Genomic DNA, 26,877 nt, shown 5'->3' with positions numbered 1-26,877 from the left:
GTCCCCGGAACGACCGTCCACCGTCGAGATCCGGCCGCCCGCGTCAGGTGCGCTCGGGCTGGTCGCCGCTCCCCGTCACCAGCACCACCTCCAGGGTGCGCGGACCGTGTACCCCCTCCACCCGGTCCAGCTCGATGTCGCTGGTCGCGGACGGGCCGGAGATCCAGGTCAACGGACGGGCGGGGTCGAGGCGTTCGAGGGCCTGCGGCACCGACGACACGACCTGTTCCGGTACGCGGACGACGCAGATGTGATGGTCGGGCACCAGGGTGATCCGGCGGCGGCCCTGGTCGGGGGAGCCGTCGAGGACGAGGGTGCCGGTCTCGGCGACGGCCAGCGCGCAGCCCGTGACCACACTGTCGACCCGGTCCAGCTCGTCCGCGGTGCTCGACGCGCGGTCGGGCACCCGCGTCGCGTCGGCCGCCGCCAGCCAGTGCGGCGGCAGTCCGGGCGGCGTCAGCACGGTCCGCGAGGACCGCACGGCCAGCAGCCCCGCGAGCAGCTCCGGCAGCTCCCCGTCCTCGCAACGGTGCACGATCGCCCGGTAGTCCGCCAGGTTCTCCGCCAGCAACTCCACCGTCTCGGCGGCGTCCAGCCCCCCGTGCTCCCGGAGGTAGTCCCGCCGGACGGCCCGCTCGTACGGGGTGTCGTCCCGCGGTACGTCGGCCAGGGCGCGCCGCACCCGGCCCAGGATCAGCTCCCTGCTGCTCACTTGCCCGTCTCCTTTCCGCCGTTCGTACGCTGCCACCAGTCCCGGAACGGCTCGGCGGGCAGCTCCGGCAGGTCGCGGCTGGCGCTCCACGCCCTGCCGGGGCCCGGCAGCGTCCGGGGATGGAAGCGGCGGGTGCGCGAGGCGATCCGCTGCCCGGCGCGCAGCGCGCCGGGGTGGCTGAACGCCCAGCGGGCCGCGCGCATCGCCGCCCGCTCGGCGGCGTGGCCCTTGGCGGGTTTGAGCACGACCTTCGTGCCCTGTTCCGTCACGATGCCGCCCTGCGCGACCCGCTCCCGCAGGTGCACCAGCACCTCGGGGATGTCGATGGCGACGGGGCACACCTCGTAGCAGGCGCCGCACAGCGAGGAGGCGTACGGCAGGGAGGCGTCGATCTCGCTCCGCGTGCCCCGCAGTTGCGGGCTGAGGATGGCGCCGATCGGGCCCGGGTAGACCGAGCCGTACGCGTGGCCGCCGGCCCGCTCGTACACCGGGCAGACGTTGAGACAGGCCGAGCAGCGGATGCAGCGCAGGGCCTGGCGGCCGACCTCGTCCGCGAGGGTGTCCGTGCGGCCGTTGTCGACGAGGACCAGGTGGAAGGTCTGCGGCCCGTCGGCCGTCCCGGAGTCCGTCGTGCCCGTCCAGGTGGAGGTGTACGGGTTCATCCGCTCGGCCGTCGAGGAGCGGGGGAGGGTCTGCAGGAACACCTCCAGGTCCTGCCAGGTGGGCACGATCTTCTCGATGCCGACGACCGAGATCAGGGTCTCGGGGAGGGTGAGGCACATCCGGCCGTTGCCCTCGGACTCCACGACCACCAGCGTGCCGGTCTCCGCGACCATGAAGTTGGCCCCGGAGATGCCGACCTTGGCACGCAGGAACTTCTCCCGCAGATGCAGCCGCGCGGCCTCCGCCAGCTCGGCGGGCGTGTCGGTGAGGCCCTCGGGGGCCGGTCGGCCCCACTCGCCCATCTCGCGCGCGAAGATGTCCCGGATCTCGCCCCGGTTGCGGTGGATCGCGGGGACGAGGATGTGCGAGGGCCGGTCCTTGCCCAGCTGCACGATGAGTTCGGCGAGATCGGTCTCGTAGGCGTGGATCCCTTCGGCCTCCAGCGCCTCGTTCAGCCCGATCTCCTGCGTGGCCATCGACTTGACCTTGACGACCTCGCTCTCCCCGGTCGCCTTCACGAGGTACGTGACGATCCGGTTGGCCTCGTCCGCGTCGGCGGCCCAGTGGACCGTGCCGCCCGCCGCCGTGACCGCCTCCTCCAACTGCACCAGGTAGCGGTCGAGATGGCGGAGCGTGTGGTCCTTGATCTGCTTGCCGGCCTCGCGCAGCGCGGCCCAGTCGGACACCTCCGCGACCGCGGCGGCGCGCTTGGCGCGGATGGTGTGCGTGGCGTGGCGCAGATTGGCGCGCAGCGTCGTGTCGTGGACGGCTTCGTGCGCGGCCTTCGGGAAGGCCGGCATGCCGACGAACGTCCCGCTCATGCGAGGGGCTCCTCTTCCGTGCTCGCCAGGATCTCCGCGATGTGCACGGGCCGGACGGCCGTGCGCAGCCGGGTCATCGTGCCGCCGAGGTGCATCAGACACGAGTTGTCGGCCGCACACAGCACCTCGGCGCCCGTCGACTCGGCGTTGCGCACCTTGTCCGCGCCCATGGCCGCCGAGACATCGGAGTTCTTCATGGCGAAGGTGCCGCCGAAGCCGCAGCACTCGTCGGCGCCCGGCAGCTCCACCAGCTCCAGTCCCTTCACGGCCCCGAGCAGCTTGCGCGGCCGCTCGCCCAATCCGAGGCTCCGCAGCCCGTGACAGGTCGGGTGGTACGTCACCTTGTGCGGGTAGTACGCGCCGACGTCGGTCACGCCCAGCACGTCCACCAGGAACTCGGTCAGCTCGTACGTCTTCGGTACGACCGGCGCCAGCGTCCGCGCCAGGGTGTCCCCGCGCCCCTCCGCCCGCGCCCGCTCGCCCATCCGTGGATACAGCTCCCGCACCATCGCACCGCAGGAGCCGGACGGCGTCACGATCGCCTCGTAGTCACGGAAAACATCGGAGAACTTCCGGGCCAGTGGCTCCGCCTCGTGACGGTATCCGGTGTTGTAGTGCGCCTGCCCGCAGCAGGTCTGCCCCTCCGGGAAGTCGACGTCGACCCCCAGCCTGGTCAGCAGTTTCACCACGGCGCGGCCGGTGTCCGGATAGAGCGTGTCGTTGACACAGGTCAGGAACAGGGCGACACGCATCGCGGCTCCTAAGGGGGTCGGTCATCGGATGAGTGCAGGGTACGACGCGACTGCGCGGAGGGCGAGAGGCACCCCCGTACCGATCGGTGGGCGCGGGTGGATCCGCGGGCCGGCCGCTGCCGGGAACGGCCGCGCGGTCCACCGCCGTGCGGCGGGCGCCCCGCTCACCGTTCGGTGAGCCGGGTCTCCGCCGCACGCCAGGCCGCCGGGTCGCCCTGCGGCGTGTACCGCACCAACGGCTGGGTGCGGGCGAGGAGTTGCCGCATCGAGGCCCGGTCGCCCACCAGGCCGTGGGTGCGGGCCTGCACCAGGACGTTGCCCAGCGCCGCCGCCTCCGCCGGTCCCGCCACCACCGGCATCCCGCAGGCGTCGGCGGTGAGCTGGCAGAGCAGCGCGTTGCGGGTGCCGCCGCCGACGATGTGGACGACGTCCACGGGGTGGTCGGCCAGCGCCTGGGCCTCGGACACGGCCCGCCGGTGGGCGAGGGCGAGGGAGTCGAGGATGCAGCGGGTGATCCCGGCCCGCGTCTCCGGGACGGGCTGCCCGGACCGCCGGCACGCCTCGGCGATCCGCCCGGACATTCCGCCGGGCGCGAGGAACGCCGCGTCACCGGCGTCCACGACCGACCGCAGCGCGGGCACGGTCGCGGCGCCCCGCAGCAGTTCGCCCAGATCGGGGTCGCCCCACTCCCGTACACATTCCTGCAGCAGCCACAGCCCCATGATGTTCCGGAGATAACGGACCGTGCCGTCGAGCCCCAGCTCATTGGTGAAGTTGGCCGCCCGGCTGGCCTCGGTCAGCACCGGGGCCCCCAGCTCCAGGCCGGCCAGCGACCAGGTGCCGGTGCAGATGTACGCGAACCGTTCCCCGGTCGCCGGTACGGCCGCGACCGCCGAGGCGGTGTCGTGCGACCCGACGGTCGTCACCGGGACGGGGCCGGACAGCCCCGTCGCCTCCAGCACCTCGGGGCGCAGCAGGCCCGCCGGGTCGCCGGGCCGGCGCAGTGGTGCGAACAGGCCGAGGTCGATGCCCAGCCGGTCCGCGACCTCCCCTGACCAGTCCCGGGTCCGGGGATCGATCAGCTGCGTCGTCGAGGCGTTGGTCAGCTCGGTGCCCGGCTCCCCGGTCAGCCAGTACGTCAGCAGATCGGGGATGAGCAACAGCCGCTCGGCCTGCGCGAACTGGGCCGACGACCGGGCAGCCACCAGTTGGTACAGCGTGTTGAAGGGGGCGTACTGCAGGCCGGTCGCCGCGTACAGCTCGGCGGCGGGCACGGTGGCCCACACCTTCTCCGCGACACCCTCGGTCCGGGCGTCCCGGTAATGCACCGGGTTGCCCAACAACGCGCCGTCGGCGTCCAGCAGCCCGTAGTCGACGGCCCAGCTGTCGATGCCGACGGAGTCGACCGGCCCGGCCGCCCGCAGCCCGTCCAGGACCCCCGCGTACAGCGAGAGAACGTCCCAGCGCAGCCCCTCGGGCGTGCGCACCGGCCGGTTCGGGAACCGGTGCGCCTCGATCAGTTCCAGCGAGTCCCGCCCCGCACGGCCGACCATGACCCGCCCGCTGGACGCGCCGAGATCGACCGCCGCGTACGACTTCACGGAGCCGCCCGTCGGGCTCCCGCTCATGGCATGCGTGCTCATCGGAGGAAGGCGGCGGCCACGCCGGCGTCGACCGGGACGTGCAGACCGGTGGTGTGTGTCAGCTCTCCGCCCGTCAGCGCGAACACCGCGTTCGCCACGTGCTCGGGAAGCACCTCGCGCTTGAGGATGGTCCGCTGCGCGTAGAACTCGCCCAGCTTCTCCTCCTCGATCCCGTACGTGGCCGCGCGCTGGGCGCCCCAGCCGGCCGCGAAGATACCGGAGCCACGCACCACACCGTCGGGGTTGACCCCGTTGACGCGGATGCCGTGCTCGCCCAGCTCGGCGGCGAGCAGCCGCACCTGGTGGGCCTGGTCGGCCTTGGTGGCGGAGTAGGCGATGTTGTTGGGCCCGGCGAAGACGGCGTTCTTGGAGGCGATGTAGACGATGTCGCCGCCCAGACCCTGCGCGATCATCACCCGCGCCGCCTCCCGCGACACCAGGAACGACCCGCGCGCCATGATGTCGTGCTGGAGGTCCCAGTCCTTCGAGGAGGTCTCCAGGAGCGGCTTGGAGATCGAGATGCCCGCGTTGTTGACGACGAGATCGACCCCGCCGAAGGCCAGCGCGGCGGCCGCGAAGGCCGCACCGATCTGCTCCTCGTCCGTCACGTCGACGGTGACGGCGACGGCCTTGTCGGCCCCGCCCAGCTCCTCGGCGACCGCGGCTGCGTTCTCGGCGTTCAGGTCGGCGACGACGACACAGGCGCCCTCGGCGACCAGCCGGTGGGCGATGGCCTTGCCGATCCCGCTCCCGGCACCGGTCACCAGCGCGACCCGGGTCGCCAGCGGCTTCGGCTTCGGCATCCGCTGGAGCTTGGCCTCCTCCAGCGCCCAGTACTCGATGCGGAACTTCTCCGACTCCTCGATCGGCGCGTACGTCGACACGGCCTCGGCGCCCCGCATCACGTTGATCGCGTTGACGTAGAACTCGCCGGCCACACGGGCGGTCTGCTTGTCCTTGCCGAAGCTGAACATGCCCACGCCCGGGACCAGCACGATCGCCGGGTCGGCGCCGCGCATCGCGGGGGAGTCGGGATCGGCGTGCCGCCGGTAGTAGGCGGCGTACTCGTCCCGGTACTCGGCGTGCAGTTCCTCCAGCCGGGCGATCGCCGCTTCGAGGTCGGCGGTCGGCGGGAGGTCCAGGACGAGCGGGCGGACCTTCGTCCGCAGGAAGTGGTCCGGGCACGAGGTGCCGAGGGCGGCGAGGCGCGGGTGCTCGGCGCTCGCCAGGAAGTCGAGGACGACGTCCGTGTCGGTGAAGTGACCGACCTGCGGCCTGTCCTTCGAGGCGATGGCCCTGATATGCGGCGCCAGGGCGGCGGCGCGCTCCCGGCGCTCCGCGGCGGCGAGCGCGGTGTAACCCTCCAGGACGGGCCCGAACGGCTCGGCCCTGCCCCTCTCCTCCAGGAACCGCTCGGCGGTCCGGATGATGTGGAGCGAGTTCCGCTCGCACTCCTCGGCGGAGTCGCCCCAGGCGGTGATGCCGTGCCCGCCGAGGACGCAGCCGACGGCCTGCGGGTTGGCCTCCTTGATGGCCGCGATGTCCAGCCCGAGCTGGAACCCGGGCCGGCGCCACGGCACCCACACCACGCTGTCCCCGAAGCACTCGGCGGTCAGCTTCTCCCCGTCGGCCGCGCAGGCGAGCGCGATCCCGGAGTCGGGGTGCAGATGATCGACGTGGGCGGCGTCCACCAGTCCGTGCATGGCGGTGTCGATGGACGGCGCCGCCCCGCCCTTGCCGTGCAGGCAGTAGTCGAACGCGGCGACCATCTCGTCCTCGCGCTCCACCCCCGGGTACACGTCGACCAGTGCCCGCATCCGGTCCAGCCGCAGCACGGCCAGGCCCGCCTCGGTGAGCGTGCCGAGGTCACCGCCGGACCCCTTCACCCACATCAGCTCCACCTCACCCCCGGTGACGGGGTCGGTGTCGGTCCCCTTGGCGGAGGTGTTGCCCCCGGCGTAGTTGGTGTTCCGGGGATCGGCACCGAGCCGACGGGACCGGGCGAGCAGAGCTGCGGCTTCGGGATGGGTTGCCATGTGCGATCAATCCTTACGGTGAGAGGGGTACGGGGTCCAGCTCGGGCGTCGGAGGTGCGTCGCCGGGTGCGGGTGAGCGGGGCATCTCGCGCAGTTCCCCGCGCCCCTGAAAAGCAGGGGCTACGCCCCTCGCTTCCCAGGCCCGCGGGACCGTGGTCCTTGAGGCCCGCAGGGCCGTGGTCTTCCAGGCCCGCGGGACCGTCTTCCTTCGAGCCCGCGGGACCGTGCTCTTTCGGGGCCCGCGGGACCGTGGCCCTCCAGGCCGGCGGGGCCTGTGTCTTTCAGGGGCGCGGAAAACTGCGCGACCAGCCACGAACCGGCCCGCAGCCCGGCATCCGACGAAACGCGGCGGACGGAACGCGGCGGACGGAACGCGGCCATCGGCGTCAGCCCAGCGCAGCGGTCACGCTCCCCAACCCGCCTGCTCCCCGCCCACCCGCTCCTCGACGATCCTCGACGCCCACCCGGACCGGCGGTACGCCTGCAGCGGCTCGGGGTCCAGCCCCATCTCCTCGCGCACCTCGCGCAGCAGCGGCCGCACATCCGTGTTGTACGCGTCCATCACGACCGCGTTGGCCTCCAGCACGTCCCCGGCCCGCTGGGCGGCGCGCAGCGCGTCCCCGTCGACCAGCAGCGCCTTGGCCGTGGCCTCCTGCACGTTCATCACGGACCGGATGATCGCCGGGATCTTCGCCTCGATGTTGTGGCACTGGTCGAGCATGAACGCGACCTCGGGGGTGAACCCGCCGCCGCGCACGACCTCGTACATGATCCGGAACAGCTGGAACGGGTCCGCGGAGCCGACCATCAGGTCGTCGTCCGCGTAGAAGCGGGAGTTGAAGTCGAACGCGCCGAGCTTTCCCTCGCGCAGCAGCGTCGCCACGATGAACTCGATGTTGGTCCCCGGCGCGTGGTGCCCGGTGTCGACCACGACCTGCGCCTTCGGCCCGAGCTTCAGACAGTGGGCGTAGGCGGTGCCCCAGTCCGGCACGTCGGTCGTGTAGAAGGCCGGCTCGAAGAACTTGTACTCCAGCAGCATCCGCTGGTCGTCGCCGAGCCGCCCGTACACCTCCGCGAGGGCCTCGGCCAGCCGGTCCTGACGCTCACGGATGTCGTCCTGGCCGGGATAGTTCGTCCCGTCCGCGAACCACAGCTTCAGGTCCCGGGACCCGGTCGCGTCCATGATGTCGACGCACTCCAGCAGGTGGTCGACGGCCTTGCGGCGCACCGACGCGTCCGGGTGGCAGACGCTGCCCAGCTTGTAGTCGTCGTCCTGGAAGGTGTTGGAGTTGATCGCGCCCAGTCGCACGCCACGCTCCTCGGCGTGCTTGGCGAGCGCCGCATAGTCCTCGACCTTGTCCCACGGGATGTGCAGCGCGACCGTCGGGGCCACGCCGGTGAACTCGTGGACCTTGCCGGCGTCGTCCAGCTTCTCCCAGGGATCGCGCGGAACACCCTGTTGGGCGAACACCTTGAAGCGCGTTCCGGAGTTTCCGTACGCCCACGACGGCGTCTCGACGGCCTGGGTCTTGAGGGCGGCCTTCACCGCGGCGAGCTCGGTCACGTCAGGGCTCCTACCGGCTTTGATGTCTGAAACGATTCAGCACCGGAAACTATGAGCGGCTCGCCGGACTGTCAACCCCTGTGCTCCATGCCGTTCTCCGTGACCCTGTTGTGACCACTTCTATCGAAAGAATTTCGACCGGAACCCATTGACGTGACATGCGTGTGGTGCCTAACGTCCCGGCAACCTAGTTGAAACCTTTCACGACGGAGTGAGGCAGCTTCTCCGCTAGCCACCGGCCGTCGTCGAGGAGCCTCCATGACCCACCGGTCCGACACGGGTCCGGCCCCCGTTCTCGCGTTGAAGGGCGTCTCCAAGTCCTTCGGCGCCGTACGCGCCCTGCGGGACGTGTCCCTCGAACTGTTCCCGGGCGAGGTGCACGCACTCGCCGGGGAGAACGGCGCGGGCAAGTCGACCCTGATCAAGAGCCTCGCCGGGGTGCACCGACCGGACTCCGGTCAGGTGCTCCTCGACGGCGAGCCCACGGTCTTCCACGGTCCGGCCGACGCCCGGGACGCGGGCATCGCCGTGATCTACCAGGAGCCCACGCTCTTCCCCGACCTTTCGATCGCCGAGAACATCTTCATGGGCCGCCAGCCGCGGCGAGCCCTCGGCCGCATCGACCACAGGGCCACCCACAGGGCGACCCTCGCCCTGATGCAGCGGCTCGGTGTCGAACTCGACCCCGACCGCCCGGCGCGCGGCCTGTCCATCGCCGACCAGCAGATCGTGGAGATCGCCAAGGCGCTGTCCTTCGACGCCCGCGTCCTGATCATGGACGAGCCGACGGCGGCCCTCACCGGCAGCGAGGTGGCCCGCCTCTTCGGAGTCGTCCGCACCCTGCGCGAGCAGGGCTCCGCGGTCCTGTTCATCTCCCACCGGCTGGAGGAGATCTTCCAGATCTGCCAGCGCGTCACCACCCTGCGCGACGGCGCCTGGATCTCCAGCGAGCCGATCGACGGCATGACCGAGGACGACCTGGTCCGCCGCATGGTCGGCCGCGACCTGGAGGAGCTGTACCCCAAGCAGGAGGTCGAGCCGGGCGAGGTCGCGCTGAGCGTGCGCCGGCTGACCCGCGAGGGCGTCTTCACCGACGTCTCCTTCGAGGTCCGCCGTGGCGAGATCGTCGGCCTGGCCGGCCTCGTCGGCGCCGGCCGCACCGAGGTCGCGCGAGCCGTCTTCGGCATCGACCGCTGGGACGCGGGCGAGGTCGCCCTCGACGGCCACGCGCTCACCAACGGCGCCCCCTCCACCGCGATGGCCGCCGGGCTGGCCCTGGTCCCCGAGGACCGCCGCGCCCAGGGCCTGGTGATGGACATGTCCATCGAACGGAACATCGGCCTCACCGGACTCCGTACGGCCGTGAAGGCCGGGCTCGTCGACCGCGGCGCCGAACGCAGCCGCGCCCTCGACTGGGCCGTCAGGCTCCAGGTGAAGTACGCCCGGATCGCCGACACCGTCAACACGCTGTCCGGCGGCAACCAGCAGAAGGTCGTCCTCGCCAAGTGGCTCGCCACCGGGCCGAAGGTGCTGATCGTCGACGAGCCCACCCGGGGCATCGACGTCGGTACGAAGGCCGAGGTGCACCGCCTCCTCAGTCAGCTCGCCGCCGACGGTGTGGCCGTGCTGATGATCTCCTCCGACCTGCCCGAGATCCTCGGCATGGCCGACCGCGTGCTCGTGATGCACGAGGGCCGGCTCACTGCCGAGATCCCTCGCTCCGAAGCCACCGAGGAAACCGTGATGGCCGCAGCCACCGGGAGGGCCGCCGCATGACGGTGACCACCCCCGAGAAAACCCCCGTCGCCGAGGTGCCCAGGTCCAGCGGCACCCGGCTGGTGGACCGTGTCTTCAAGATGCGTGAACTCGCCATCCTGGTCGTCTTCCTGGTGATGATCGTCGTCACCCAGCTGGGCAACAGCGAGTTCCTCACCGAGCAGGGCATCAAGGACCTCCTGCTCAACGCGACCATCCTGGTGCTGGTCGCCGTCGGCCAGTCACTGGTCGTCATCACCCGCAACGTCGACCTGTCGGTCGGCTCCACCCTCGGGATCAGCGCCTTCGCCGCCGGCACCTACCTCCAGGGCGGCGGGAACGCGGTCGTGGCCATCGCGCTGGCGGTCCTGATGGGCATCGGCTTCGGCCTGCTGAACGGCCTGCTCGTCAGCCTCGGCCAGGTGCCCGCCCTCGTCGTCACCCTCGGCACGCTCTACATCATCCGGGGCATCGACTCCATCTGGGTCGGCTCCCGCCAGATCACCGCGTCCGCCCTGCCCGACGGGTTCGTCGACTTCGGCTCCGGCGGCATCTCCGCGGTGCCGTACCTGGCGCTGATCGCGGTGGCGGTCCTGGTCGCGACGGCGTACTACATGAAGCACTTCGGCAGCGGCCGCGAGCTGTACGCGCTCGGCTCCAACCCGGAGGCCGCCCGCCTCGCCGGCATCCCGGTCCGCAAGCGGATCCTCGTCGCGTACACCTTCTGCGGCGCCCTCGCCGGCCTCGCCGGAGCGCTCTACCTGGCCCGCTTCGGCAACGTCGACTCCAGCACCGGCAACGGCTACGAACTCACCGTCGTCAGCGCGGTCGTGGTCGGCGGCGTGGTCTTCACCGGCGGCTCCGGCAGCGTCTACGGCGCGGCGCTCGGCGCCCTGCTGCTGACCTCCATCAACAGCGTGCTCCCCGCCCTCGGCGTCAGCTCGGTGTGGGTGCTGGCCATCAACGGCGTCCTGCTCATCCTCGCCATCGCGGTGGACCGTGTGGTCGCGCTGCGGGTGGCGGCCGCCCTGAAGAAGAGGAACGCCCGCCATGGCTGAGTCATCCCTCTCCCGCGCGATCCGCTGGGACACGGTGGTCGGCGCCACGTTCGTCGTCGTGCTCCTGCTGTCCTTCTCCACCGTCGACGGCTTCGGCAACGCGCTCAACCTGTCCTTCCTCATCGGCAACACCCTGCCGATCGTGCTGGTCGCCCTCCCGATGACCCTCCTGGTGGTCTCCGGCGAGATCGACCTGTCGGTCGCCTCCACCGCCGGACTGTCCGGCGCGGTGATGGGCGCCCTGTGGAACCAGGGCCTGACCATCGAGGCGATCATCCCGATCTGTCTGCTCCTCGGCGTCGTCTGCGGACTGATCAACGGCCTGCTGGTCACCCGGCTCGGCCTGTCCTCCCTCGCCGTCACCATCGGTACGCTCGCCGCCTACCGGGGCATCGCGCAGATCGTGCTCGGCTCCGACGCGGTCACCGACTTCCCCACGCAGTACCTGGACTTCGCGGCCGGCCGGATCGGCGACAGCTTCGTCCCCCAGGCGTTCATCCCCTTCCTGGTCCTGCTCGTCATCGCCGTGATCGCCCTGCACGCCACCCCGTTCGGGCGCTCCCTGTTCGCGATCGGCGCCAGCGAGGAGGCCGCGCGCTTCACCGGAATCCGCGTCAAGCGGCAGAAGCTGATCCTCTTCACGGTGACCGGCCTCATGGCCTCGCTCACCGGCATCTTCTGGGCGCTGCACTACGCCAGCGCCCGCTACGACAACGCCACCGGACTCGAACTCTCCGTCATCGCCGCCGTACTGCTGGGCGGCATCGACTTCGACGGAGGCAAGGGAACGCTCGGCGGCGCGATCGCCGGAGTGTTCCTGCTCGGCACCCTGCAGAACGTGATGAGCCTGCAGGACGTCTCGGCGCAGTCGCAGATCGTCGTCACGGGCGTCCTGCTCGTGCTGTCCGTGCTCGGCCCCCGGGTGGCGAAGCAGATCGCCCTCGCCCGGGCCGGGCGACAATCCGGGCCCGACCCCGTCGCGAAGACCGGTTGAGTACCGGTCACCGACAAGCCGCCGGCCGTCTCGGGCCGGCCGCGCCCCCCGCGGCGGAAGCCGCACACCCGTACCACCCGGGCCCCTCATCGGGGCACGACACCACTCCTCCTCGAAAAGGAACCCTCGTCATGCGCAGAGCAACCCTCCGTCGCTCCTGTGCGGCTCTCGCCGCCGTCACCTCCTTCGCGCTCGCCGTCACCGCCTGCGGTGGCACCACCAAGAGCGACGTCAAGGACGACTCCGCCTCCGCGGCGGCCACCGGCAAGGCCGACCCGAACGCCGCGCTGAAGAAGGGCCTGACCGTCGGCTTCCTGCCGAAGCAGGTCAACAACCCGTACTTCACCTCCGCCGACAAGGGCGGCGAGGCGGCCCTGAAGGAGCTGGGCTCCAGCTACAAGGAGGTCGGCCCGTCCAGCGCCACGGACACCTCCGGCCAGGTCAACTACGTCAACACGCTCACCCAGCAGCAGGTCGACGCCATGGCCGTCTCCGCGCAGGACCCGGGCGCGCTGTGCACCGCGCTCAAGCAGGCCATGAGCAACGACATCAAGGTCGTCACCTACGACTCCGACACCAAGCCGGAGTGCCGCAACGCCTTCGTCTCGCAGGCCAGCGCCGAGGACCTGGGCCGCACCGAGGTGCAGCTCCTCGCCGAGCAGATCGGCTACAAGGGCGAGATCGCGGTCCTGTCCGCCGCACAGACGGCGACGAACCAGAACACCTGGATCGACTTCATGAAGGACGAGCTCAAGGACCCCAAGTACAAGGACATGAAGCTCGTCAAGGTCGCCTACGGCGACGACGACGCCCAGAAGTCCTTCCAGCAGACCCAGGGCCTGCTCCAGGAGTACCCGAACCTGAAGGGGATCATCTCCCCGACCACGGTCGGCATCAAGGCCGCCGCCCAGTACCTCTCGGGCTCCAAGTACAAGGGCAAGGTCAAGCTGACCGGCCTCGGCACCCCCAACGACATGCGCAAGTACGTCAAGGACGGCACGGTCGAGGGCTTCGAGCTGTGGGACCCGGCGAAGCTCGGCGAGCTGGCCGCCCGTACCGCGGTGGCGCTGGTCTCCGGCCAGATCACCGGCAAGGAGGGCGAGACCTTCACCGCCGGTGACATGGGCGAGTACACCATCGGCAAGGACGGCGTGATCAGCCTCGGCAAGCCCACCGTGTTCAACAAGGAGAACATCGACAAGTTCGACTTCTGATCGCCGCGGCCGAGTTACAGCCACCCCCTCACCCCCAGGAGCGGTATCTCATGCAGCGCGTCTGCTTCCTCCTCAAGGTCCGTCAGGACCGGATCGACGAGTACCGCGAGCGGCACGCCGCCGTGTGGCCGGAGATGCTTCAGGCTCTCTCGGCCACCGGCTGGCACAACTACTCCCTCTTCCTGCGCGACGACGGCCTCCTCGTCGGCTACCTGGAGACCGAGGACTTCCCGGCGGCCCTCGCCGGCATGGAGGCCGCCGAGGTCAACGCCCGCTGGCAGAAGGAGATGGCGCCGTTCTTCGAGTCCCTCGACGGCGCCCGGCCCGATGAGGCAATGAAGCCCCTCACCGAGGTCTTCCACCTCGCCTGAACCGCTTCGTCCGAACCCCCCACGTCGCAGCACCTTCCCCTCCCCGTTTCGCTCGACAACGGAGTCCCCGAGATGAAGAGACGCACGCTGCTCGGCGCCGCCCTCGCCGGTGCCGTGGTGACCCCCGCCCTCGGCGCCGCGACCGCCCGCGCCGCCGACCCCGGCCCGTCCGTCAGCCAGACCGGCAACACCCTCCTCGACAGCCAGGCGATCTACTTCGTCTCCTACGACGGCCTGGTCAACAACAACGCGTTCCAGAAGAACGCCCTGCTGACCTACAAGGGCCACCAGTACGCCGTCTGGTACACCGCCGACCGCAACGCCGTCGTCGGCCGCCGCGTCCTCGGCTCCGGCACCTGGGCCACGGTCAAGGTGGGCCACACCCTGCGCTACAACGACTCCCACAACGTCATCTCCATGGGCGTCTCCAAGGTCGACGGCCGTCTCCACCTCAACATGGACTCGCACAGCGACGGCTTCACCTACGTCAAGTCCGTCGCCGGCCTCATGGACAACCCGACCGGACTGAGCTGGACCACGAGCCGCTTCGGCGCCCCCCAGTCCACCCTCGACGGGCTCGCGCTCACCTCGCAGTTCACCTACCCGCAGTTCGTCTCCATGCCCGACGGCAAGCTCCAGCTGAGCTACCGGGCAGGCATCTCCGGCAACGGCCGCAACGCCCTCGCCGAGTACAACGGCACCTCCTGGACCAACCTCGGCGAGTGGACGTCCTCCACCGGCACGTACACCAGCGAGCACGGCTCCTCGACGGCCCGCAACATGTACCTGCACGGCATCGACTACGACCGCAACGGGCGCCTGCACGCCCTGTTCACCTGGCGCGAGCAGAACGGCGCCGTCATGTGCAACAGCGGCGGCATCACCAACCACGACACCGGCTACGTCTACTCCGACGACCGCGGCCGCACCTGGCGCAACAACGCGGGCACCGTCGTCGGCACCACCGGCGGCTCCGACAAGGTCTCCGTCACCGACGCGGGACTCGTCGTGGACGCGCTCAACCCGGACCACTCCCTGATGAACCAGGAGAGCCAGTGGACCGACTCGGCGGGCCGGCCGCACGCCATCATCAGCTACGTCCCCGGCCGCTTCGGACAGTGCACGACGAACTACGTCGCCAACCGCACGGCCAACGGCCGGGCCTTCCTCGTCCGCAAGAGTGCCTCCGGTCCCTGGACGAAGACCGAGATACCGGTGCCGCTGAACTCCAGCCAGCGCACCAAGCTGGTCATGGACAAGTACAACAACGCCTACGCGCTGTTCCCGTTCGGCCGGATCGCCGGCGCCTCGGCGGCCTCCGGTCACACCGACTGGAGGATCCTGTACGACGGCTCCGGCCTCAACGCCTTCGGCGAGGTCGTGTTCGACGAGAGCCGGATCGCCCAGGACAATGTGCTGTCCGTGATGTACCAGGTGAAGTCCAGCGGGACGACCCCTTCGGCGCTCCGCGTCGTCGACTTCGCCCTGCCCGCCTGACCCCGTACAAGGGCGACATTCCCGCGTCCTGCCGGGCCGTTCCCGGTGTGACCGTGACGGTAATGTGAACGTACGCCCGCCGCTCCGCACCTTCCTGGAGGTCCCCGTCCGATGTCGCAGCCGGTGGGTATCAAGGACGTCGCCGCAGCCGCCGGAGTATCCGTCGGCACGGTCTCCAACGTCATCAACCGGCCCGACTCGGTGGCCTCCGGGACCCGGGCCCGGGTGCTGGCCGCGATCGACCGCCTCGGCTATGTCCGCAGCGAGTCGGCGCGCCAGCTGCGGGCCGGACGGAGCAGGATCATGGGGCTGCTCGTGCTCGACATGGGCAACCCCTTCTTCGTCGACGTCGCGCGCGGTGCCGAGAGGGCCGCGCGCGACGCCGGACTCGGCGTGATGGTCTGCAACAGCGCGCAGAGCGCGGGCGAGGAGTCCGAGTACCTCTCCCTGTTCGCCGAGCAGCGGGTGCGCGGCGTGCTGCTCACCCCCGCCGACGCGACCGGCCGCAACATCGCGGCGTTCCGCCGCCACGGCATCCCCTTCGTCCTCGTCGACCGGGTCGCCGAGGGCACCACCGAGTGCTCGGTCTCCGTCGACGACGTCGCGGGCGGCACCCTGGCCGTGCGGCACCTGATCGACGCCGGCCACCGTTCCCTCGCGTACGTCAGCGGACCGGCGGGATTCAACCAGGTCCGGGACCGCCGTACCGGCGCCCTCAACGCGCTGCGTGAGGCGGGGCTCGGCGCCGACGCCCTGCGCGAGCTGCCCACCGAACGCCTCGACGTGGCCGCCGGCCGGGACGCGGGCGCCCGCCTGCTGGGCCTCGTCGACCGCCCCACCGCCGTCTTCTGCGCCAACGACCTGCTCGCCCTCGGCGTGCTCCAGGCCATGTACGCGGCCGGGGTGAGCGTCCCCGACGACCTCGCGATCGTCGGCTACGACGACATCGAGTTCGCCGCCGCGGCCGCCGTCCCCCTCACCTCCGTACGGCAGCCCGCCGTCACCATGGGCGCCCTCGCCGCCGAACTCCTGCTGGAGGAGACCGAGGCCGAGACGGCGCTCGTCCGGCACGAGCACCGAAGAGTCGTCCTCCAGCCGGAACTGGTGGTGCGGCGCTCCAGCCTCTCGGCTCGCTGAGCGGTCATTCAGCAGAGATTCCGGGATCTTCTTGATCCACGGAGTCGGCCGGGCGGAGAATCTGTGCTGGACTGGACCACGGCCTGGAATTCGTCCGCTCAGGGAGCCCCGTTGTCCGTCAGCTACCGGCAGCCCGGTGTCGTCCTCACCGACCGACGCTTCACCGTCCCCCTCGACCACGACCGCCCGGCGGGGGAGCGGATCGAGCTCTACGCGCGCGAGATCGTCGCGAGCGACCGGGCGACCGCCGAACTACCCTGGCTGGTCTATCTGCAGGGCGGCCCCGGCTTCGGGGCGAACCGCTTCGTCGGCCGCGAGGCATGGCTCGGCCGGGCCCTGGAGGAGTACCGGGTCCTGCTGCTCGACCAGCGCGGCACGGGTGCCTCCACCCCCGCCAACCGCCAGACCCTCCCGCTGCGCGGCGGCCCCATCGAACAGGCCGACTACCTCGCCCACTTCCGAGCCGACTCCATCGTCCGCGACTGCGAGGCCATCCGCCCCGAGGTCACCGGCGGCGCCCCCTGGACCGTGCTCGGCCAGAGCTTCGGCGGCTTCTGCGCGGTCACCTATCTCTCCGAGGCGCCCGAGGCACTGAGCACCGTCGTCATCACCGGCGGACTGCCCTCCCTCGACGCGAGCGCCGAAGAGGTCTACCAGGCAGCCTTCCCGCGCATCGAACGCAAGGTCGCCGCGCACTACGCCCGCTACCCGCAGGACGTCGAGCGGACCCGGCGGGTCGCCGAGCACCTCCTGCGGCACGACACCGTCCTCCCGAACGGCTACCGCCTCACCGTCGAGGCGTTCCAGTCCCTCGGCATCCTCCTCGGCCGCGGCGACGGCAGCCACCGGCTGCACTTCCTGCTGGAGGACGCCTTCGTCCGCACCCCCACGGGGCACGCCCTCTCCGACGCCTTCCAGGAGGAGGTCCAGGGCCTGCTGTCGTACGCGGGCCACCCGCTGTACGCGCTTCTGCACGAGGCGTGCTACGGCCAGGACCCGGGCCCCACGGGCTGGGCGGCCGAGCGGGTGCGCCGGCGGTTCCCGCAGTTCGACGCCGCCAAGGCACTGACGGGCGACGACCCGGTCCTCTTCACGGGCGAGTCCGTGCACCCCTGGATGTTCGAGAACGACCCCGCCCTGCGCCCGCTGCGCGAGACGGCGGAGAGCCTCGCCGAGGACCGGGGCTGGCTGCCCCTCTACGACCCGGAGCGCCTCGCCCGCAACGAGGTCCCGGTCGCCGCCGCCGTCTACCACGACGACATGTACGTGGACGGACCACTCCCTGCGGACCGCCCGTGCCGTCCGCGGGCTGCGCACCTGGGTCACGGACGAGTTCGAGCACGACGGTGTACGGGCCGGGGGACCGCGCGTGCTGGACCGGCTCCTCGCGCTCGCCCGGGACGAGGTGTGAGCGGCGCGGCTACTGTGCGTTCATGACAGAGCCGCGGAAGGACCAGCCGGAACAGCTCGCGCCCATGCCCGACGACTGGCGGCGCGCCCTCGCGGTCGTGGCCCACCCGGACGACCTGGAGTACGGCTGCTCGGCGGCGATCGCCGGGTGGACGGACGAGGGCCGCGAGGTCGTCTACGTCCTGGCGACGCGCGGCGAGGCGGGCATCGACACCCTGGAGCCCGCCCGGTGCGGCCCGTTGCGGGAGCGGGAGCAGCGCGCGAGCGCGGCCGTCGTGGGCGTGACGCGGGTCGAGTTCCTCGACCACGAGGACGGCGTCGTCGCGTACGGGCCCGCCCTGCGCCGGGACATCGCGGCGGCCATCCGCCGGCACCGCCCCGAGCTGGTCATCACCCTCAACCACCGCGACACCTGGGGCGGGGTCGTCTGGAACACCCCCGACCACGTGGCGGTGGGCCGCGCCACCCTGGACGCCGCCGGGGACGCCGGGAACCGCTGGATCTTCCCCGAGCTGGTCGACCAGGGCCTTGAGCCCTGGGACGGCGTCCGCTGGGTCGCCGTCGCCGGTTCCGCCGAGCCCACCCACGCGGTGGACGCCACGAACGGCCTCGACCGGGCCGTCGCGTCCCTCCTGGAACACCGCAGCTACCTCGACGTGCTCACGCAGGAGGACCCCGAGACGTACGTCCGCGACTTCCTCACGGGCCACGCCCGGACCACGGGGGAGAGGTTCGGCGGCCGCCCGGCCGTGGCCTTCGAGGTGTTCCCCCGCTGAGGGGCCGGGCCTGCGTGCCGCCCGGCGAGTCCTCGTTAGGGTGAACCTCATGGAACAAGGATCCGCCGATGCCGTGGGCCGGTACGAACTGCGCGACCTGCGTGCGGACTGCGGCAGCTGCTTCGGCCTGTGCTGTGTCGCCCTGCCCTTCGCCGCCTCGGCGGACTTCGCCGTCGACAAGCCCGCGGGCAGGGCGTGCGGCAACCTCGGGGACGACTTCCGGTGCGGTATTCACACCCGGCTGCGGGCCGAGGGCTTCGGCGGCTGCACGGTCTACGACTGCTTCGGCGCCGGACAGCGGGTCTCGCAGGCCACCTTCGAGGGCGTGAGCTGGCGTACGGGCGGCCCCGAGCACGCCCGGCGGATGTTCGACGTCTTCCCGGTCGTACGCCAGCTCCACGAGCTGCTCCGGTACGTGACCGAGGCGCTGACGCTTCCCGCCGCCCGTCCGGTGCACGCCGACCTGCGCCGGGTGCGCGTGGAGACCGAGCGGCTGGCCGCGGGGACGCCCGAGGAACTGGGCGAGCTGGACGTCGCCGCGCACCGGCAGCGCGTCAACGAGCTGCTGCTGCGGGTCAGCGCCCTCGTGCGGGCGGGCGCCGGACGCGGGCGGAACCGGCGCGGCGCCGACCTCATGGGAGCCCGCCTCAGGGGCGCCGACCTGCGCGGGGCGGACCTGCGCGGCGCCTACCTCATCGCGGCCGACCTCACCGGGGCCGACCTGCGGGGCGCGGACCTGATCGGCGCCGACCTCCGTGACACCGACCTCGGCGACGCGGACCTGACCGGCGCCTTCTTCCTGACCCAGCCCCAGCTCGAAGCGGCCCGCGGCAGCGCCGGGACCCGGCTGCCGGCCTCAGTCACCCGCCCCGCTCACTGGACGGCCTGACGGCGACTTTGGTGCCTGCGGGGCGCCCGTCCCCGCACCCGCCCGCCGCCGTACCCGCAGCCGCAGCCCGTCCGGCATCAGCGTCAGCCGCTCCACCACCCGCAGCCGGTACCCCGGCTCCGGCGTCAGGTCGTACCGGCGCAGCAGCAGCCCCAGCACCAGCGTCGCCTCGTGGAGCGCGAACTGACGGCCGATGCAGGCCCGCGCCCCCGTGCCGAACGGCTTGAACGTGTGCGGGGGCCGGCCGCGTACGGCCGCCGCGTCGAAGCGGTCCGGGTCGAACCGCTCCGCGTCCGCGCCCCAGACCTCGGGGTCCCGGTGCAGCATCGACGTCAGCACCAGCGCCCAGGCGCCCCGTCGCATCGGGTGGACCCCGTCCAGCACGGTGTCCTCGCGGGCCTCCCGCGAGAAGGCGGGCGCGGTGGGCCACAGCCGCAGCGCCTCGTCCAGCACCCGGCGGACGTACCGCAGTTTGGCGACCTGCTCGTAGCCGGGCCGCGCGGCGCCGCCCCACACCCGGTCCACCTCGGCGCGGGCACGGGCGGCCGGCTCCGGGTACCGGGCGAGGTAGTGCAGAGCGAAGGACAGGGCACCGGAGGTGGTCTCGTGCCCGGCCACCAGGAAGGTGATGACCTGGCGCCGGACGTTCTCGGCGGACAGCCGCTCGCCGGTCTCCGGGTGCGCGGTCTCCAGCATCCGGTCGAGCAGGTCGCCGTCACCGGCGCCCCGGCCACCGCCGCCGGGGGAGCGCCGGGCCCGCACCACCGCGTCGACCGTCTCGTTCAGGTACGCCGTGTCCGCCCGGTTCTGCCGTGCCGCGCCCCGCAGGAGCACCGGGACCAGGGGGTCGGGGACGACGTTGCGCCGCTGCGCGTAGGTCAGGGTGCCGACCATGGCGGCGACGAACGGGTGCGGGCGGGTGCGCTCGAAGGAGCCGAAGTCGTGGCCGAAGCCGGTGCGGGCGATCGTCTCCAGGGTCAGCTTGGTCATGTCGCCGGGCACGTCCACGGGGGAGCCCGCCGTCTCCGCCCGGTCCCAGTGCTCGATCAGCCGTTCGGCGACGTCCAGCATCATCGGGTGGTAGCCGGCCATGGCCTCCCGGCCGAAGCCCGGGGCGAGGACGTCGTGCGCCAGCTGCCAGTTCGGCTCGTGGTTGTACGCCGTGAAGAGGCCGTCCCCGGCCACCGGCCGCAGATTGGCGACCCCCACGCCCACATGCTTGGCGAACCGGGACTCGTCCGCCATCTCGGCCGCGAGTCCCGCGCCCCCGACGAACACGATCTCCTTGCCGAACGCCTTCCGCCGGAAGATCGGCCCGAGTCGCTGCCCGAGCCGCACCGATTCCTGGACCGGCGTCCGCACGTTCGTGCCGAGCACGTCGCCGACCAGGGGGATCCGGTACGGCGGGTGGGGTATCCGGTGGAGTTCGGGCCAGCCCAGCTCAGCGCTGCGGAAGCCGCTGATCGCCGTGGCCGCTGTCGTCGCCGTCATGACCACATCTCCCTCGCGCGCACGGCGTGCCCGGGGGCCGTCGCGGCTGTTGTACTCGGGTTCAATAGTGGGCCCAGTCTCGTCCCCTTGTTGAATCCACGTCAAGTAAGGTGACCGTCATGGCAGCCAGGCAGGGAGAGCGCCCGCGTCGCCGGCTCAGCACCGAGGAGCGCCGGGAGCAGCTTCTCGCGGTCGGCGCCCGGCTCTTCTCGGAGAGCCCCTACGACGATGTGTGGATCGAGCAGGTGGCCGAGATAGCCGGTGTATCCCGCGGTCTGCTCTACCACTACTTCCCGAACAAGCGGGACTTCTTCGCCGCCGTCGTGGAGCGCGAGAGCGAGCGGATGCTGCGGATCATGACGCCCGCCCCGGGCCGGTCGGCCCGTGAGCGGCTCGCCAACGGGCTCGACGCCTTCCTCGCCCATGTCGAGGAGCACGCCCACGGGTTCCGGGCCTTCCACCGGGCCGACGCCACCGGGGACCAGACCGTGCGCAGGGTCTACCAGCGGGCGCTGGCGGTGCAGGAGGCGCAGATCCTGGCGGCGCTGGCGTCGGACGCCGAGTTCGGGGCGGCGCTCGACGGGCGGCCCGAGATGCGGCTCGCCGTGCGCGGGTGGTTGTCGTTCACGACGGCCGTCTGTCTGGAGTGGCTGCGGGGCGCGGAGCTCTCCCGTGAGCAGGTGCGGGACCTGTGCGCGCGGGCGCTGTTCGGCGTGCTCACGCCCTGAACCGGGTTGTCCGTTCGTACTCGGCTGTGCGGCGCCGAGGGAAAACTTTCGCGGAACGGCCTGGCGGTGGTTGGCGTACGCCCCGATCTTCGATAGGTTAGGCAAGGCTTACCTAATGGAGGTTTGGGATGGGTGACCGTCACACCTGGACGGCCGCGCCCGCCGCGGCGGAGCGTGCCCGCTCGGTGCTCGCCGCGGCGTGGTCCTGCGCGGTGACCGCCGACGGCGGCCGCGAGGAGTTCGTCGGCGCGCACAGCGTCACGGAGGACGGCCGGGTGATCCTGCGCGTCCCCGAGGACAGCACGCTGGTCGCCGCCGCCATCTGCGCGCCGCGCGGCGAGCCGTCCGCCGTGCTGGAGTTCGCCGACGTGGCGCCCGTCCCGGTGCGCGGCCGCATCCGGGCCCGGCTGTGGATCGCCGGCTGGTTCACGTCCGGGGACGGCGATCTGGAGTTCCGGCCCACCCGCATCGTGCTGCGCGAGCCCTCCGGCGCGGTCGTGGTCGACCTCGACGAGTTCGCCGCGGCCGAGCCCGACCCGCTGGTCACCGCCGAGTCCCGGCTGCTGACCCACCTCGCCGACGCGCACCCCGACGCCGTGAAACGCCTCACCCGGCTCGTCCCGCACGACAGCCTGCACGGCGCCGTCCGCGTCCAGCCGCTCGCCGTCGACCGGCACGGCCTGACCCTGCGCGTCGAGCGCGCCCGCGGCGACGGCGACGTCCGCCTGACGTTCCACAAACCCGCCGACGACCTGGCGCAGCTCACCGAGCGCATGCACGTCCTGCTCTCCCAGGCGAGCGCCGCGTCCTGTCCCCGCGCCCTACAGCGGCAGCGCACAGACGGCGACGGGTGACGCGAACGCTCCGCCCGCGCGCCGCAGTTCACCGCTGCCGGCCTCGACCCGGAAGACGCTGACCGCGCTCGACCGCTGCAGCGCGGCGAACAGCAGGCCCCCGTCCGGCGACAGCGCGATCTGGCGCGGGAAGTCCCCGCCGGCCGGCACGGTGTCCAGGAGCCGCAGCCGTGCGCCGTCCGCCTCCACGGCGTAGCGGGTCAGACTGTCGTGCCCCCGGTTGGCGAGATAGGCGTACGAGCCGTCCGGCGTCACGACCAGCTGCGCCGGGTAGTTCGTGCCCGCTCCCGTCCCCGTGGTCTGCGGGTCGCCCGGGGTGAGCCGCCCGCTGCCGGGGTCGTAGGCGCAGACCACGACCGTGTTGTCGGCCTCGTTGGCCAGATAGGCGTACCGGCCCCCGGGATGGAAGGTGAGGTGCCGGGGCCCGGCACCCGGCCGGGTACGTGCCCGGGAGACCTCGGTGAGCGTGCCCCGGGACTCGTCCAGCCGATAGGTGTAGACCGTGTCGGTGCCCAGGTCGACGGCGAGGACATGACCGCCGTCGGGACTGGTGACGATCTGGTGCGCGTGCGGACCGTCCTGCCCCGGACCCGGCGCCGGACTGCGGTGCACCACCAGATCCGTGCGCTCGCCCAGCGCCCCCGACTCCTCCACCGGGTGCACGGCGACGCTGCCGGAGCCGTAGTCGGCACTCAGCAGCCACCGCCCGCCCGGGTGCACCGACAGATGGCAGGGCGCCTCGCCGCCGCTGCTCCGGGTGCCGAGAACCCTGCGGTCGGACAGCCGTACGGCGGTCAACCCGCCCCGCGTGCGCTCGTTCACGGCGTACAGCGTGCGGCCGTCCGGGTGCACGGCGAGATACGACGGGTCGGGGACCCCGGTGATCGTCCCCTTGCCCGCGACACGGCCGCTCCGTGCGTCGTACGTCGCCACGCCGATCCCGGGACCGCCGCCCTCGGCCGAGGTGTACGTGCCGATGTAGAGCGGCCGGGGGCCGGTGCGGGGGGAGGGAGCGGCGGTCGTGGACTCCGTGGCCGCGCCGGCCTCCGTGTCCGGTGAGGAAGTCGTCGGCGCGTCCGCCGCGGGGGAGGACGCCGTGGATCCGGCCCCCTCGTCGGAGCCCGCGCAACCGGCCAGGCCGGCCGCTCCCGCCAGCAGGCCCAGGACGCGGCGCCTGCTCCAGTCGCCTCGGTCCGCCGCCTCGCTCGTCATTCGTGCACCTCGGGTGTCGCTCGTCTCGGCCGTCACCACCTTGACGGGTCCGAACGCCTCAGCGCAAAGGCGGGGCCAGGACGGCGGTGGGCGCCGCGCGCCGTGCGACGCCCACCGTCGCCCGGCGACGGCCGTAGGTGGCCGGCTACCAGTCACCGTCCTGGATCGGCTTGCCCGGCGCGTCACCCAGCGGCTCGACCTGGCCAGGGGCCGGTGCCTGCCAGGGATCGAGGTCGTCGCCGAGCCAGTCGCCGACCGGCTTCACCGTGCCGAGGGCGTCGGCCGGGTCGAGGTCGTGGCCGTCCTCGTCGTAGTACTCGAACCAGGGCAGCCCCGCCCGGGTGTACGCGGCGCGGTCCACCGGCGACGGCGGCGGGGCCTCGCCCGTGATCCGGCGCCACTCGGGCGGCGTCACCAGATGCACGAAGACCCGCCCGGCCGGACTCCCGGCCCAGCTGCCGCGCGGCCAGGTGTCCCGGTAGACCTCCTGGCGCATCGAACCCCCGACCCCGAGCCCCATCGCGGCGGGCGCCCGGGGCGGGGCGGCGGAAGCGCTGCGCTGCGGAGCCGCGCCAGGAGCCGCCATCGGGGCACCCCCGGGTGCGGCGGGCATCGGGGCACCCCCGGGCGGAGGGGGCAGCGGAGCGCCGGTCGACGGGGGCGGCATCGGCACGGCGCCCGGCGGCGGCATCGGCACCGCGCCCGTGCCGGCGAAAAGCGCGGTGGTACTCAACCCGCCGAGCGACTGCTCCCGTTCGGCTCGCAGCCGCTCCTCCTCCCGCCACACCGCCAACTGCTTGTCGTTCAGCGGGAACGACTGCAACTGGACCCCGCCGAACACCTCCTCGCCGGTGACCTGGCCCTCGACCGTGGCACCGAGCCCGAGGGGGACGGCCACGAACTGCCGGACCGTGCCCTTGCCGGAGTTGATGCCGTCCAGCCACGGCTGACGCGGCACCACGACGTAGTTCTGCGGATCACGGACGAGCGAGCCGCTCCACGGCTTGCCCGACACCGCGCACACCTTGCCGACGCCCACCTGCAGCGCGGCCGGTTCCGTGGAACCGCCGAAGTGCAGCCACATCGCCTCCCGCAGGTACACGGGGAGCATCACCCCGCCGCGTGCCCGCATCTCCTCCGGAGCGGTGTGCGGGTAGTCCTCGACCCGGCGGATCGGGAAGTCCCCGAGTCCGGGCGGGAGCTGGTGCGTACCCGTTTCCGGCAGGCGTAGGGTGCGGATGAAGCGCACCCGTACCCCACCCGGCAGCTGCAGCGTGGTCCCGTCGATCCGCACGGCGCCTTCGGCCATTCCGTACGCTCCCCTCGATAGCGCCTCACGTGGACGTCACTTAGTACGTCCGACGAGGCCGGACCGGTTCCGCCCGCGGGGGCGTGCGATGCGTACGCGGTCGCGCAGGCGCGTGAGCCGGGGGGAGCGCTCGCGCTGTTCGCGGGTGCAGCGGTCGAGTTCCTCCAGCAGCCGCTTGGAGCGGTGCTCGGTGTCCAGCTCGTCCAGTATGCGATTGACCTCCGTCAGCACGGCGCCGTGCAGCTGCCACTGGCCGGCGTCCCGCTGGACCTCTTCGAGAAGGAGCTGGGCGAGCTTGTCGCGGGTCGCTGCGGCTGCCGACAGCTCGGCGGTGAGCCGGTCCTCCGCGGACTCGGCACTGCGGCTGACATCGGTCGTCACCAGCACCGCGAAGCTGACCACGGCGTCGCCGATCTCGGCGAGCAGCTGCTCGACGGCGGCCCCCACCGGGGCGGGGAACAGCGGATCCGGCTCCCGTTCCTTGGCGAGGTCGGTCAGGGTGCGCGCCAGCACCCGCAGGACGACCGTGCAGATCTCCAGGGTGTCCAGGCCCGTGCGCAGCACGACCCGGTGCAGCAGCCCCTCCCGCACGCGCGGATTGAGCTTCAGGCTGTCCTCGGCCCGCTGGAGGGCCGCGTCGACCTCGACGACGTCGAAGTCGAGTTCCCGTGCCTCGTGGAGCCGGGCCGCCGCGGCCTCCGCCGGGGTGTGGCCCGCGGCCTCCTCGCCGACGCGGATCATCAGCCGCCGCATCCGCCGGGCCAGGTCCTCGATGGACTCACCGGCGGCCTCCACCCACACCGGGGGAGCGAGCAGCAGGTTGAAGCCGAGCCCGACGACCGCGCCGATCAGCGTCTCCAGGACCCGGTCCCACGCCGTGTCGCCGACCCTGGTCACCCCGAGCACCAGCATCGCGCTGATCGCCACCTCGGGCACGAACTCGCTGACCCGCACCGCGTGTCCCACCGCGAGCGAGGCCAGGATGATCAGGGCGAGACTCCACCAGGTGAGGCCCACGAGGACACTGAAACCGATGGCGATGACGACACCGGCGATCACCGAGTTCACCCGTCGGATGCCCGTGACCAGGGTGGAGTAGAGGGTCACCTGCACGACGAGGAGGGCGGTCAGGGGTGCCGTCAGGGGCGCCGCCTCCGAACTGAGCTGCAGCGCCACCGCGTAGGCCACCGTGGCGGCCCCAGCAGACCGCACCGCCTGCACGATCACCGGGTCCTGCCGCCATTGGGCGACCCTCGTGCCGATCAGGTCCCACACCTCACGTACGTCTCGCATCCTTGCGCTGTTCCCCTTCCACGGCTCCACCGAACTCCCGACCGGGGACGGCAGTCCCCCGGGTGACCAGGGAGGAGTGCGGGCGGCCCGCGGACCTGCTCAGTCGTACAGCTTGTCCAGGAACGAGGAGAGATTGCCCACCGTCCGGGCTATCTGCTGCTCCGTGGTGAGGCTCTCCTCGAAGCGGCTCCCCGTGTCGAGCGCCTTCCTGCCGCGTACGTACAGCGAACACGCCAGGTCGGCGCACATGTACAGCCCCACGGAGTTGCCCTCGCGCCCGGCCGCGCCCGCCTTCCGCGCCGTCATCAACGAGACACCGCCGCCCCGGTGGGTCGTCAGGCACAGCGAGCACATGCTCCGGTGCAGAAAGCCGCGCCGCTCGGTCGGGAGACGCAGGGTGACACCGGCCGGCCGTCCCGCCCGCTCCGTCACGAGGTAGCTCCGGTCGGGCGCGCCCGGATCCCGCCAGCCGAGGAAGTCCAGATCGTCCCACGGCCGTCGCTCCAGATCGCGTGGCAGGAAGATCCGCTTCGCCTCGCCCTTGGAACAGTTGACGAACGAGCCGCGGATGTCCTGCTCGGTGAGGGGCTTCACGGGTTCCTCCAGGGAGAGTCGCGTCCAGTAAACTAGGGGCACTAGGTTTTCACCTAAGGTACTCGGCCCTCTGGCGGGAGGCCAATGGATTTGGGAGAGTGTGA

General features: G+C 71.9%; 22 protein-coding genes and 1 pseudogene. 12 read left to right on the top strand and 11 right to left on the bottom strand.

Annotation, left to right across the window (positions count from 1 at the left end; genetic code table 11):
• Positions 1-43: 43 nt before the first annotated feature.
• The 6 genes from ACFU5F_RS05645 to rhaI form a co-directional block, all read right to left on the bottom strand.
• A complete protein-coding gene (locus ACFU5F_RS05645) occupies positions 44-712 on the bottom strand; it encodes a lactate utilization protein C (protein ID WP_383882388.1) in 669 nt (222 codons plus the stop codon).
• The gene (locus ACFU5F_RS05640) at positions 709-2,196 is read right to left on the bottom strand and encodes a LutB/LldF family L-lactate oxidation iron-sulfur protein (protein WP_383882385.1); all 1,488 of its coding nucleotides are present in this window, start codon (positions 2,194-2,196) and stop codon (positions 709-711) included. The genes ACFU5F_RS05645 and ACFU5F_RS05640 overlap by 4 nt, the downstream gene beginning before the upstream one ends.
• Complete coding sequence (locus tag ACFU5F_RS05635; protein ID WP_383882382.1) at positions 2,193-2,948, bottom strand: (Fe-S)-binding protein; 756 nt, start codon at positions 2,946-2,948, stop codon at positions 2,193-2,195. Before ACFU5F_RS05635 ends, ACFU5F_RS05640 begins: the two co-directional genes overlap by 4 nt.
• A gap of 164 nt (positions 2,949-3,112) precedes the next feature.
• Positions 3,113-4,576, bottom strand: a complete 1,464-nt coding sequence (locus ACFU5F_RS05630) for a rhamnulokinase family protein (protein WP_383882380.1) — start codon at positions 4,574-4,576, stop codon at positions 3,113-3,115.
• 11 nt (positions 4,577-4,587) lie between these two features.
• Complete coding sequence (locus tag ACFU5F_RS05625) at positions 4,588-6,627, bottom strand: bifunctional aldolase/short-chain dehydrogenase (protein ID WP_383882378.1); 2,040 nt, start codon at positions 6,625-6,627, stop codon at positions 4,588-4,590.
• A 403-nt stretch (positions 6,628-7,030) separates the two neighbouring features.
• Entirely contained in the window at positions 7,031-8,191 is a 1,161-nt protein-coding gene (rhaI, locus tag ACFU5F_RS05620) for an L-rhamnose isomerase (protein ID WP_383882375.1), read from the bottom strand.
• 258 nt (positions 8,192-8,449) lie between these two features.
• Here rhaI and ACFU5F_RS05615 point away from each other — a divergent pair, with 258 nt between their 5' ends.
• The 10 genes and pseudogenes from ACFU5F_RS05615 (at position 8,450) to ACFU5F_RS05570 (ending at position 19,292) form a co-directional block, all read left to right on the top strand.
• Positions 8,450-9,967: a sugar ABC transporter ATP-binding protein gene (locus tag ACFU5F_RS05615; RefSeq protein ID WP_383882372.1), complete on the top strand. Its 1,518-nt coding sequence runs from the start codon at positions 8,450-8,452 to the stop codon at positions 9,965-9,967.
• Positions 9,964-11,004: an ABC transporter permease gene (locus tag ACFU5F_RS05610; protein WP_383882369.1), complete on the top strand. Its 1,041-nt coding sequence runs from the start codon at positions 9,964-9,966 to the stop codon at positions 11,002-11,004. Before ACFU5F_RS05615 ends, ACFU5F_RS05610 begins: the two co-directional genes overlap by 4 nt.
• Positions 10,997-11,998: an ABC transporter permease gene (locus ACFU5F_RS05605; RefSeq protein WP_383882366.1), complete on the top strand. Its 1,002-nt coding sequence runs from the start codon at positions 10,997-10,999 to the stop codon at positions 11,996-11,998. The genes ACFU5F_RS05610 and ACFU5F_RS05605 overlap by 8 nt, the downstream gene beginning before the upstream one ends.
• A 131-nt stretch (positions 11,999-12,129) precedes the next feature.
• Positions 12,130-13,212, top strand: a complete 1,083-nt coding sequence (gene rhaS, locus ACFU5F_RS05600) for a rhamnose ABC transporter substrate-binding protein (RefSeq protein WP_383882363.1) — start codon at positions 12,130-12,132, stop codon at positions 13,210-13,212.
• A gap of 50 nt (positions 13,213-13,262) precedes the next feature.
• Positions 13,263-13,583: an L-rhamnose mutarotase gene (locus ACFU5F_RS05595; protein ID WP_012998851.1), complete on the top strand. Its 321-nt coding sequence runs from the start codon at positions 13,263-13,265 to the stop codon at positions 13,581-13,583.
• Positions 13,584-13,655: 72 nt separating this feature from the next.
• Entirely contained in the window at positions 13,656-15,080 is a 1,425-nt protein-coding gene (locus tag ACFU5F_RS05590) for a BNR repeat-containing protein (protein ID WP_383882360.1), read from the top strand.
• Between the two features lie 111 nt (positions 15,081-15,191).
• Positions 15,192-16,217 (top strand): LacI family DNA-binding transcriptional regulator, encoded by a 1,026-nt coding sequence (locus ACFU5F_RS05585; RefSeq protein WP_059078472.1) that lies wholly within the window; start codon positions 15,192-15,194, stop codon positions 16,215-16,217.
• A gap of 111 nt (positions 16,218-16,328) precedes the next feature.
• Positions 16,329-17,628, top strand: a pseudogene (locus tag ACFU5F_RS05580) (alpha/beta fold hydrolase).
• Positions 17,629-17,650: 22 nt separating this feature from the next.
• Complete coding sequence (locus ACFU5F_RS05575) at positions 17,651-18,403, top strand: PIG-L deacetylase family protein (protein WP_383882356.1); 753 nt, start codon at positions 17,651-17,653, stop codon at positions 18,401-18,403.
• 49 nt (positions 18,404-18,452) lie between these two features.
• Positions 18,453-19,292: a pentapeptide repeat-containing protein gene (locus ACFU5F_RS05570; protein WP_383882353.1), complete on the top strand. Its 840-nt coding sequence runs from the start codon at positions 18,453-18,455 to the stop codon at positions 19,290-19,292.
• Here ACFU5F_RS05570 and ACFU5F_RS05565 read toward each other — a convergent pair.
• The gene (locus ACFU5F_RS05565) at positions 19,260-20,783 is read right to left on the bottom strand and encodes a cytochrome P450 (protein ID WP_383882351.1); all 1,524 of its coding nucleotides are present in this window, start codon (positions 20,781-20,783) and stop codon (positions 19,260-19,262) included. The two genes, ACFU5F_RS05570 and ACFU5F_RS05565, sit on opposite strands and share 33 nt — an antisense overlap.
• Positions 20,784-20,902: 119 nt before the next feature.
• On the opposite strand from ACFU5F_RS05565, the gene ACFU5F_RS05560 reads away from it, so the two are divergent.
• Positions 20,903-21,511 (top strand): TetR/AcrR family transcriptional regulator, encoded by a 609-nt coding sequence (locus ACFU5F_RS05560; protein ID WP_383882348.1) that lies wholly within the window; start codon positions 20,903-20,905, stop codon positions 21,509-21,511.
• 128 nt (positions 21,512-21,639) lie between these two features.
• Positions 21,640-22,365, top strand: coding sequence for a DUF2470 domain-containing protein (locus ACFU5F_RS05555; RefSeq protein ID WP_383882346.1), 726 nt, complete (start codon positions 21,640-21,642; stop codon positions 22,363-22,365).
• Here ACFU5F_RS05555 and ACFU5F_RS05550 read toward each other — a convergent pair.
• From ACFU5F_RS05550 to ACFU5F_RS05535, 4 genes are all read right to left on the bottom strand, one after another.
• Positions 22,333-23,577 carry a lactonase family protein gene (locus tag ACFU5F_RS05550; protein WP_383882343.1) on the bottom strand — a complete coding sequence of 415 codons (1,245 nt, stop codon included), beginning with the start codon at positions 23,575-23,577 and terminating at the stop codon, positions 22,333-22,335. The two genes, ACFU5F_RS05555 and ACFU5F_RS05550, sit on opposite strands and share 33 nt — an antisense overlap.
• Before the next feature lie 145 nt (positions 23,578-23,722).
• Positions 23,723-24,886, bottom strand: coding sequence for a GyrI-like domain-containing protein (locus ACFU5F_RS05545; RefSeq protein ID WP_383882340.1), 1,164 nt, complete (start codon positions 24,884-24,886; stop codon positions 23,723-23,725).
• A 36-nt stretch (positions 24,887-24,922) separates the two neighbouring features.
• Positions 24,923-26,179, bottom strand: a complete 1,257-nt coding sequence (locus ACFU5F_RS05540; protein WP_383882337.1) for an aromatic acid exporter family protein — start codon at positions 26,177-26,179, stop codon at positions 24,923-24,925.
• Positions 26,180-26,278: 99 nt separating this feature from the next.
• The gene (locus ACFU5F_RS05535) at positions 26,279-26,773 is read right to left on the bottom strand and encodes an FBP domain-containing protein (protein ID WP_383882334.1); all 495 of its coding nucleotides are present in this window, start codon (positions 26,771-26,773) and stop codon (positions 26,279-26,281) included.
• Between the last annotated feature and the right edge of the window lie 104 nt (positions 26,774-26,877).

Origin of the sequence: Streptomyces sp. NPDC057438 (genome assembly GCF_042802995.1) — a bacterium.
GTDB lineage: Bacteria > Actinomycetota > Actinomycetes > Streptomycetales > Streptomycetaceae > Streptomyces.
This window is presented reverse-complemented; position numbering and strand designations above follow the sequence as displayed.

Bases quoted from the DNA above. Each gene is read 5' to 3' on its own strand.
- ACFU5F_RS05605 (WP_383882366.1), top strand. From the start codon at position 10,997: ATGGCTGAGTCATCCCTCTCCCGCGCGATCCGCTGGGACACGGTGGTC.
- ACFU5F_RS05585 (WP_059078472.1), top strand. From the start codon at position 15,192: ATGTCGCAGCCGGTGGGTATCAAGGACGTCGCCGCAGCCGCCGGAGTA.
- ACFU5F_RS05635 (WP_383882382.1), bottom strand. From the start codon at position 2,948: ATGCGTGTCGCCCTGTTCCTGACCTGTGTCAACGACACGCTCTATCCG.
- ACFU5F_RS05625 (WP_383882378.1), bottom strand. From the start codon at position 6,627: ATGGCAACCCATCCCGAAGCCGCAGCTCTGCTCGCCCGGTCCCGTCGG.
- ACFU5F_RS05595 (WP_012998851.1), top strand. From the start codon at position 13,263: ATGCAGCGCGTCTGCTTCCTCCTCAAGGTCCGTCAGGACCGGATCGAC.
- ACFU5F_RS05640 (WP_383882385.1), bottom strand. From the start codon at position 2,196: ATGAGCGGGACGTTCGTCGGCATGCCGGCCTTCCCGAAGGCCGCGCAC.
- ACFU5F_RS05610 (WP_383882369.1), top strand. From the start codon at position 9,964: ATGACGGTGACCACCCCCGAGAAAACCCCCGTCGCCGAGGTGCCCAGG.
- rhaS (WP_383882363.1), top strand. From the start codon at position 12,130: ATGCGCAGAGCAACCCTCCGTCGCTCCTGTGCGGCTCTCGCCGCCGTC.
- ACFU5F_RS05555 (WP_383882346.1), top strand. From the start codon at position 21,640: ATGGGTGACCGTCACACCTGGACGGCCGCGCCCGCCGCGGCGGAGCGT.
- ACFU5F_RS05630 (WP_383882380.1), bottom strand. From the start codon at position 4,576: ATGAGCGGGAGCCCGACGGGCGGCTCCGTGAAGTCGTACGCGGCGGTC.
- ACFU5F_RS05545 (WP_383882340.1), bottom strand. From the start codon at position 24,886: ATGGCCGAAGGCGCCGTGCGGATCGACGGGACCACGCTGCAGCTGCCG.
- ACFU5F_RS05590 (WP_383882360.1), top strand. From the start codon at position 13,656: ATGAAGAGACGCACGCTGCTCGGCGCCGCCCTCGCCGGTGCCGTGGTG.
- ACFU5F_RS05615 (WP_383882372.1), top strand. From the start codon at position 8,450: ATGACCCACCGGTCCGACACGGGTCCGGCCCCCGTTCTCGCGTTGAAG.
- ACFU5F_RS05560 (WP_383882348.1), top strand. From the start codon at position 20,903: ATGGCAGCCAGGCAGGGAGAGCGCCCGCGTCGCCGGCTCAGCACCGAG.
- ACFU5F_RS05550 (WP_383882343.1), bottom strand. From the start codon at position 23,577: ATGACGAGCGAGGCGGCGGACCGAGGCGACTGGAGCAGGCGCCGCGTC.
- ACFU5F_RS05540 (WP_383882337.1), bottom strand. From the start codon at position 26,179: ATGCGAGACGTACGTGAGGTGTGGGACCTGATCGGCACGAGGGTCGCC.
- ACFU5F_RS05565 (WP_383882351.1), bottom strand. From the start codon at position 20,783: ATGACGGCGACGACAGCGGCCACGGCGATCAGCGGCTTCCGCAGCGCT.
- ACFU5F_RS05570 (WP_383882353.1), top strand. From the start codon at position 18,453: ATGGAACAAGGATCCGCCGATGCCGTGGGCCGGTACGAACTGCGCGAC.
- ACFU5F_RS05575 (WP_383882356.1), top strand. From the start codon at position 17,651: ATGACAGAGCCGCGGAAGGACCAGCCGGAACAGCTCGCGCCCATGCCC.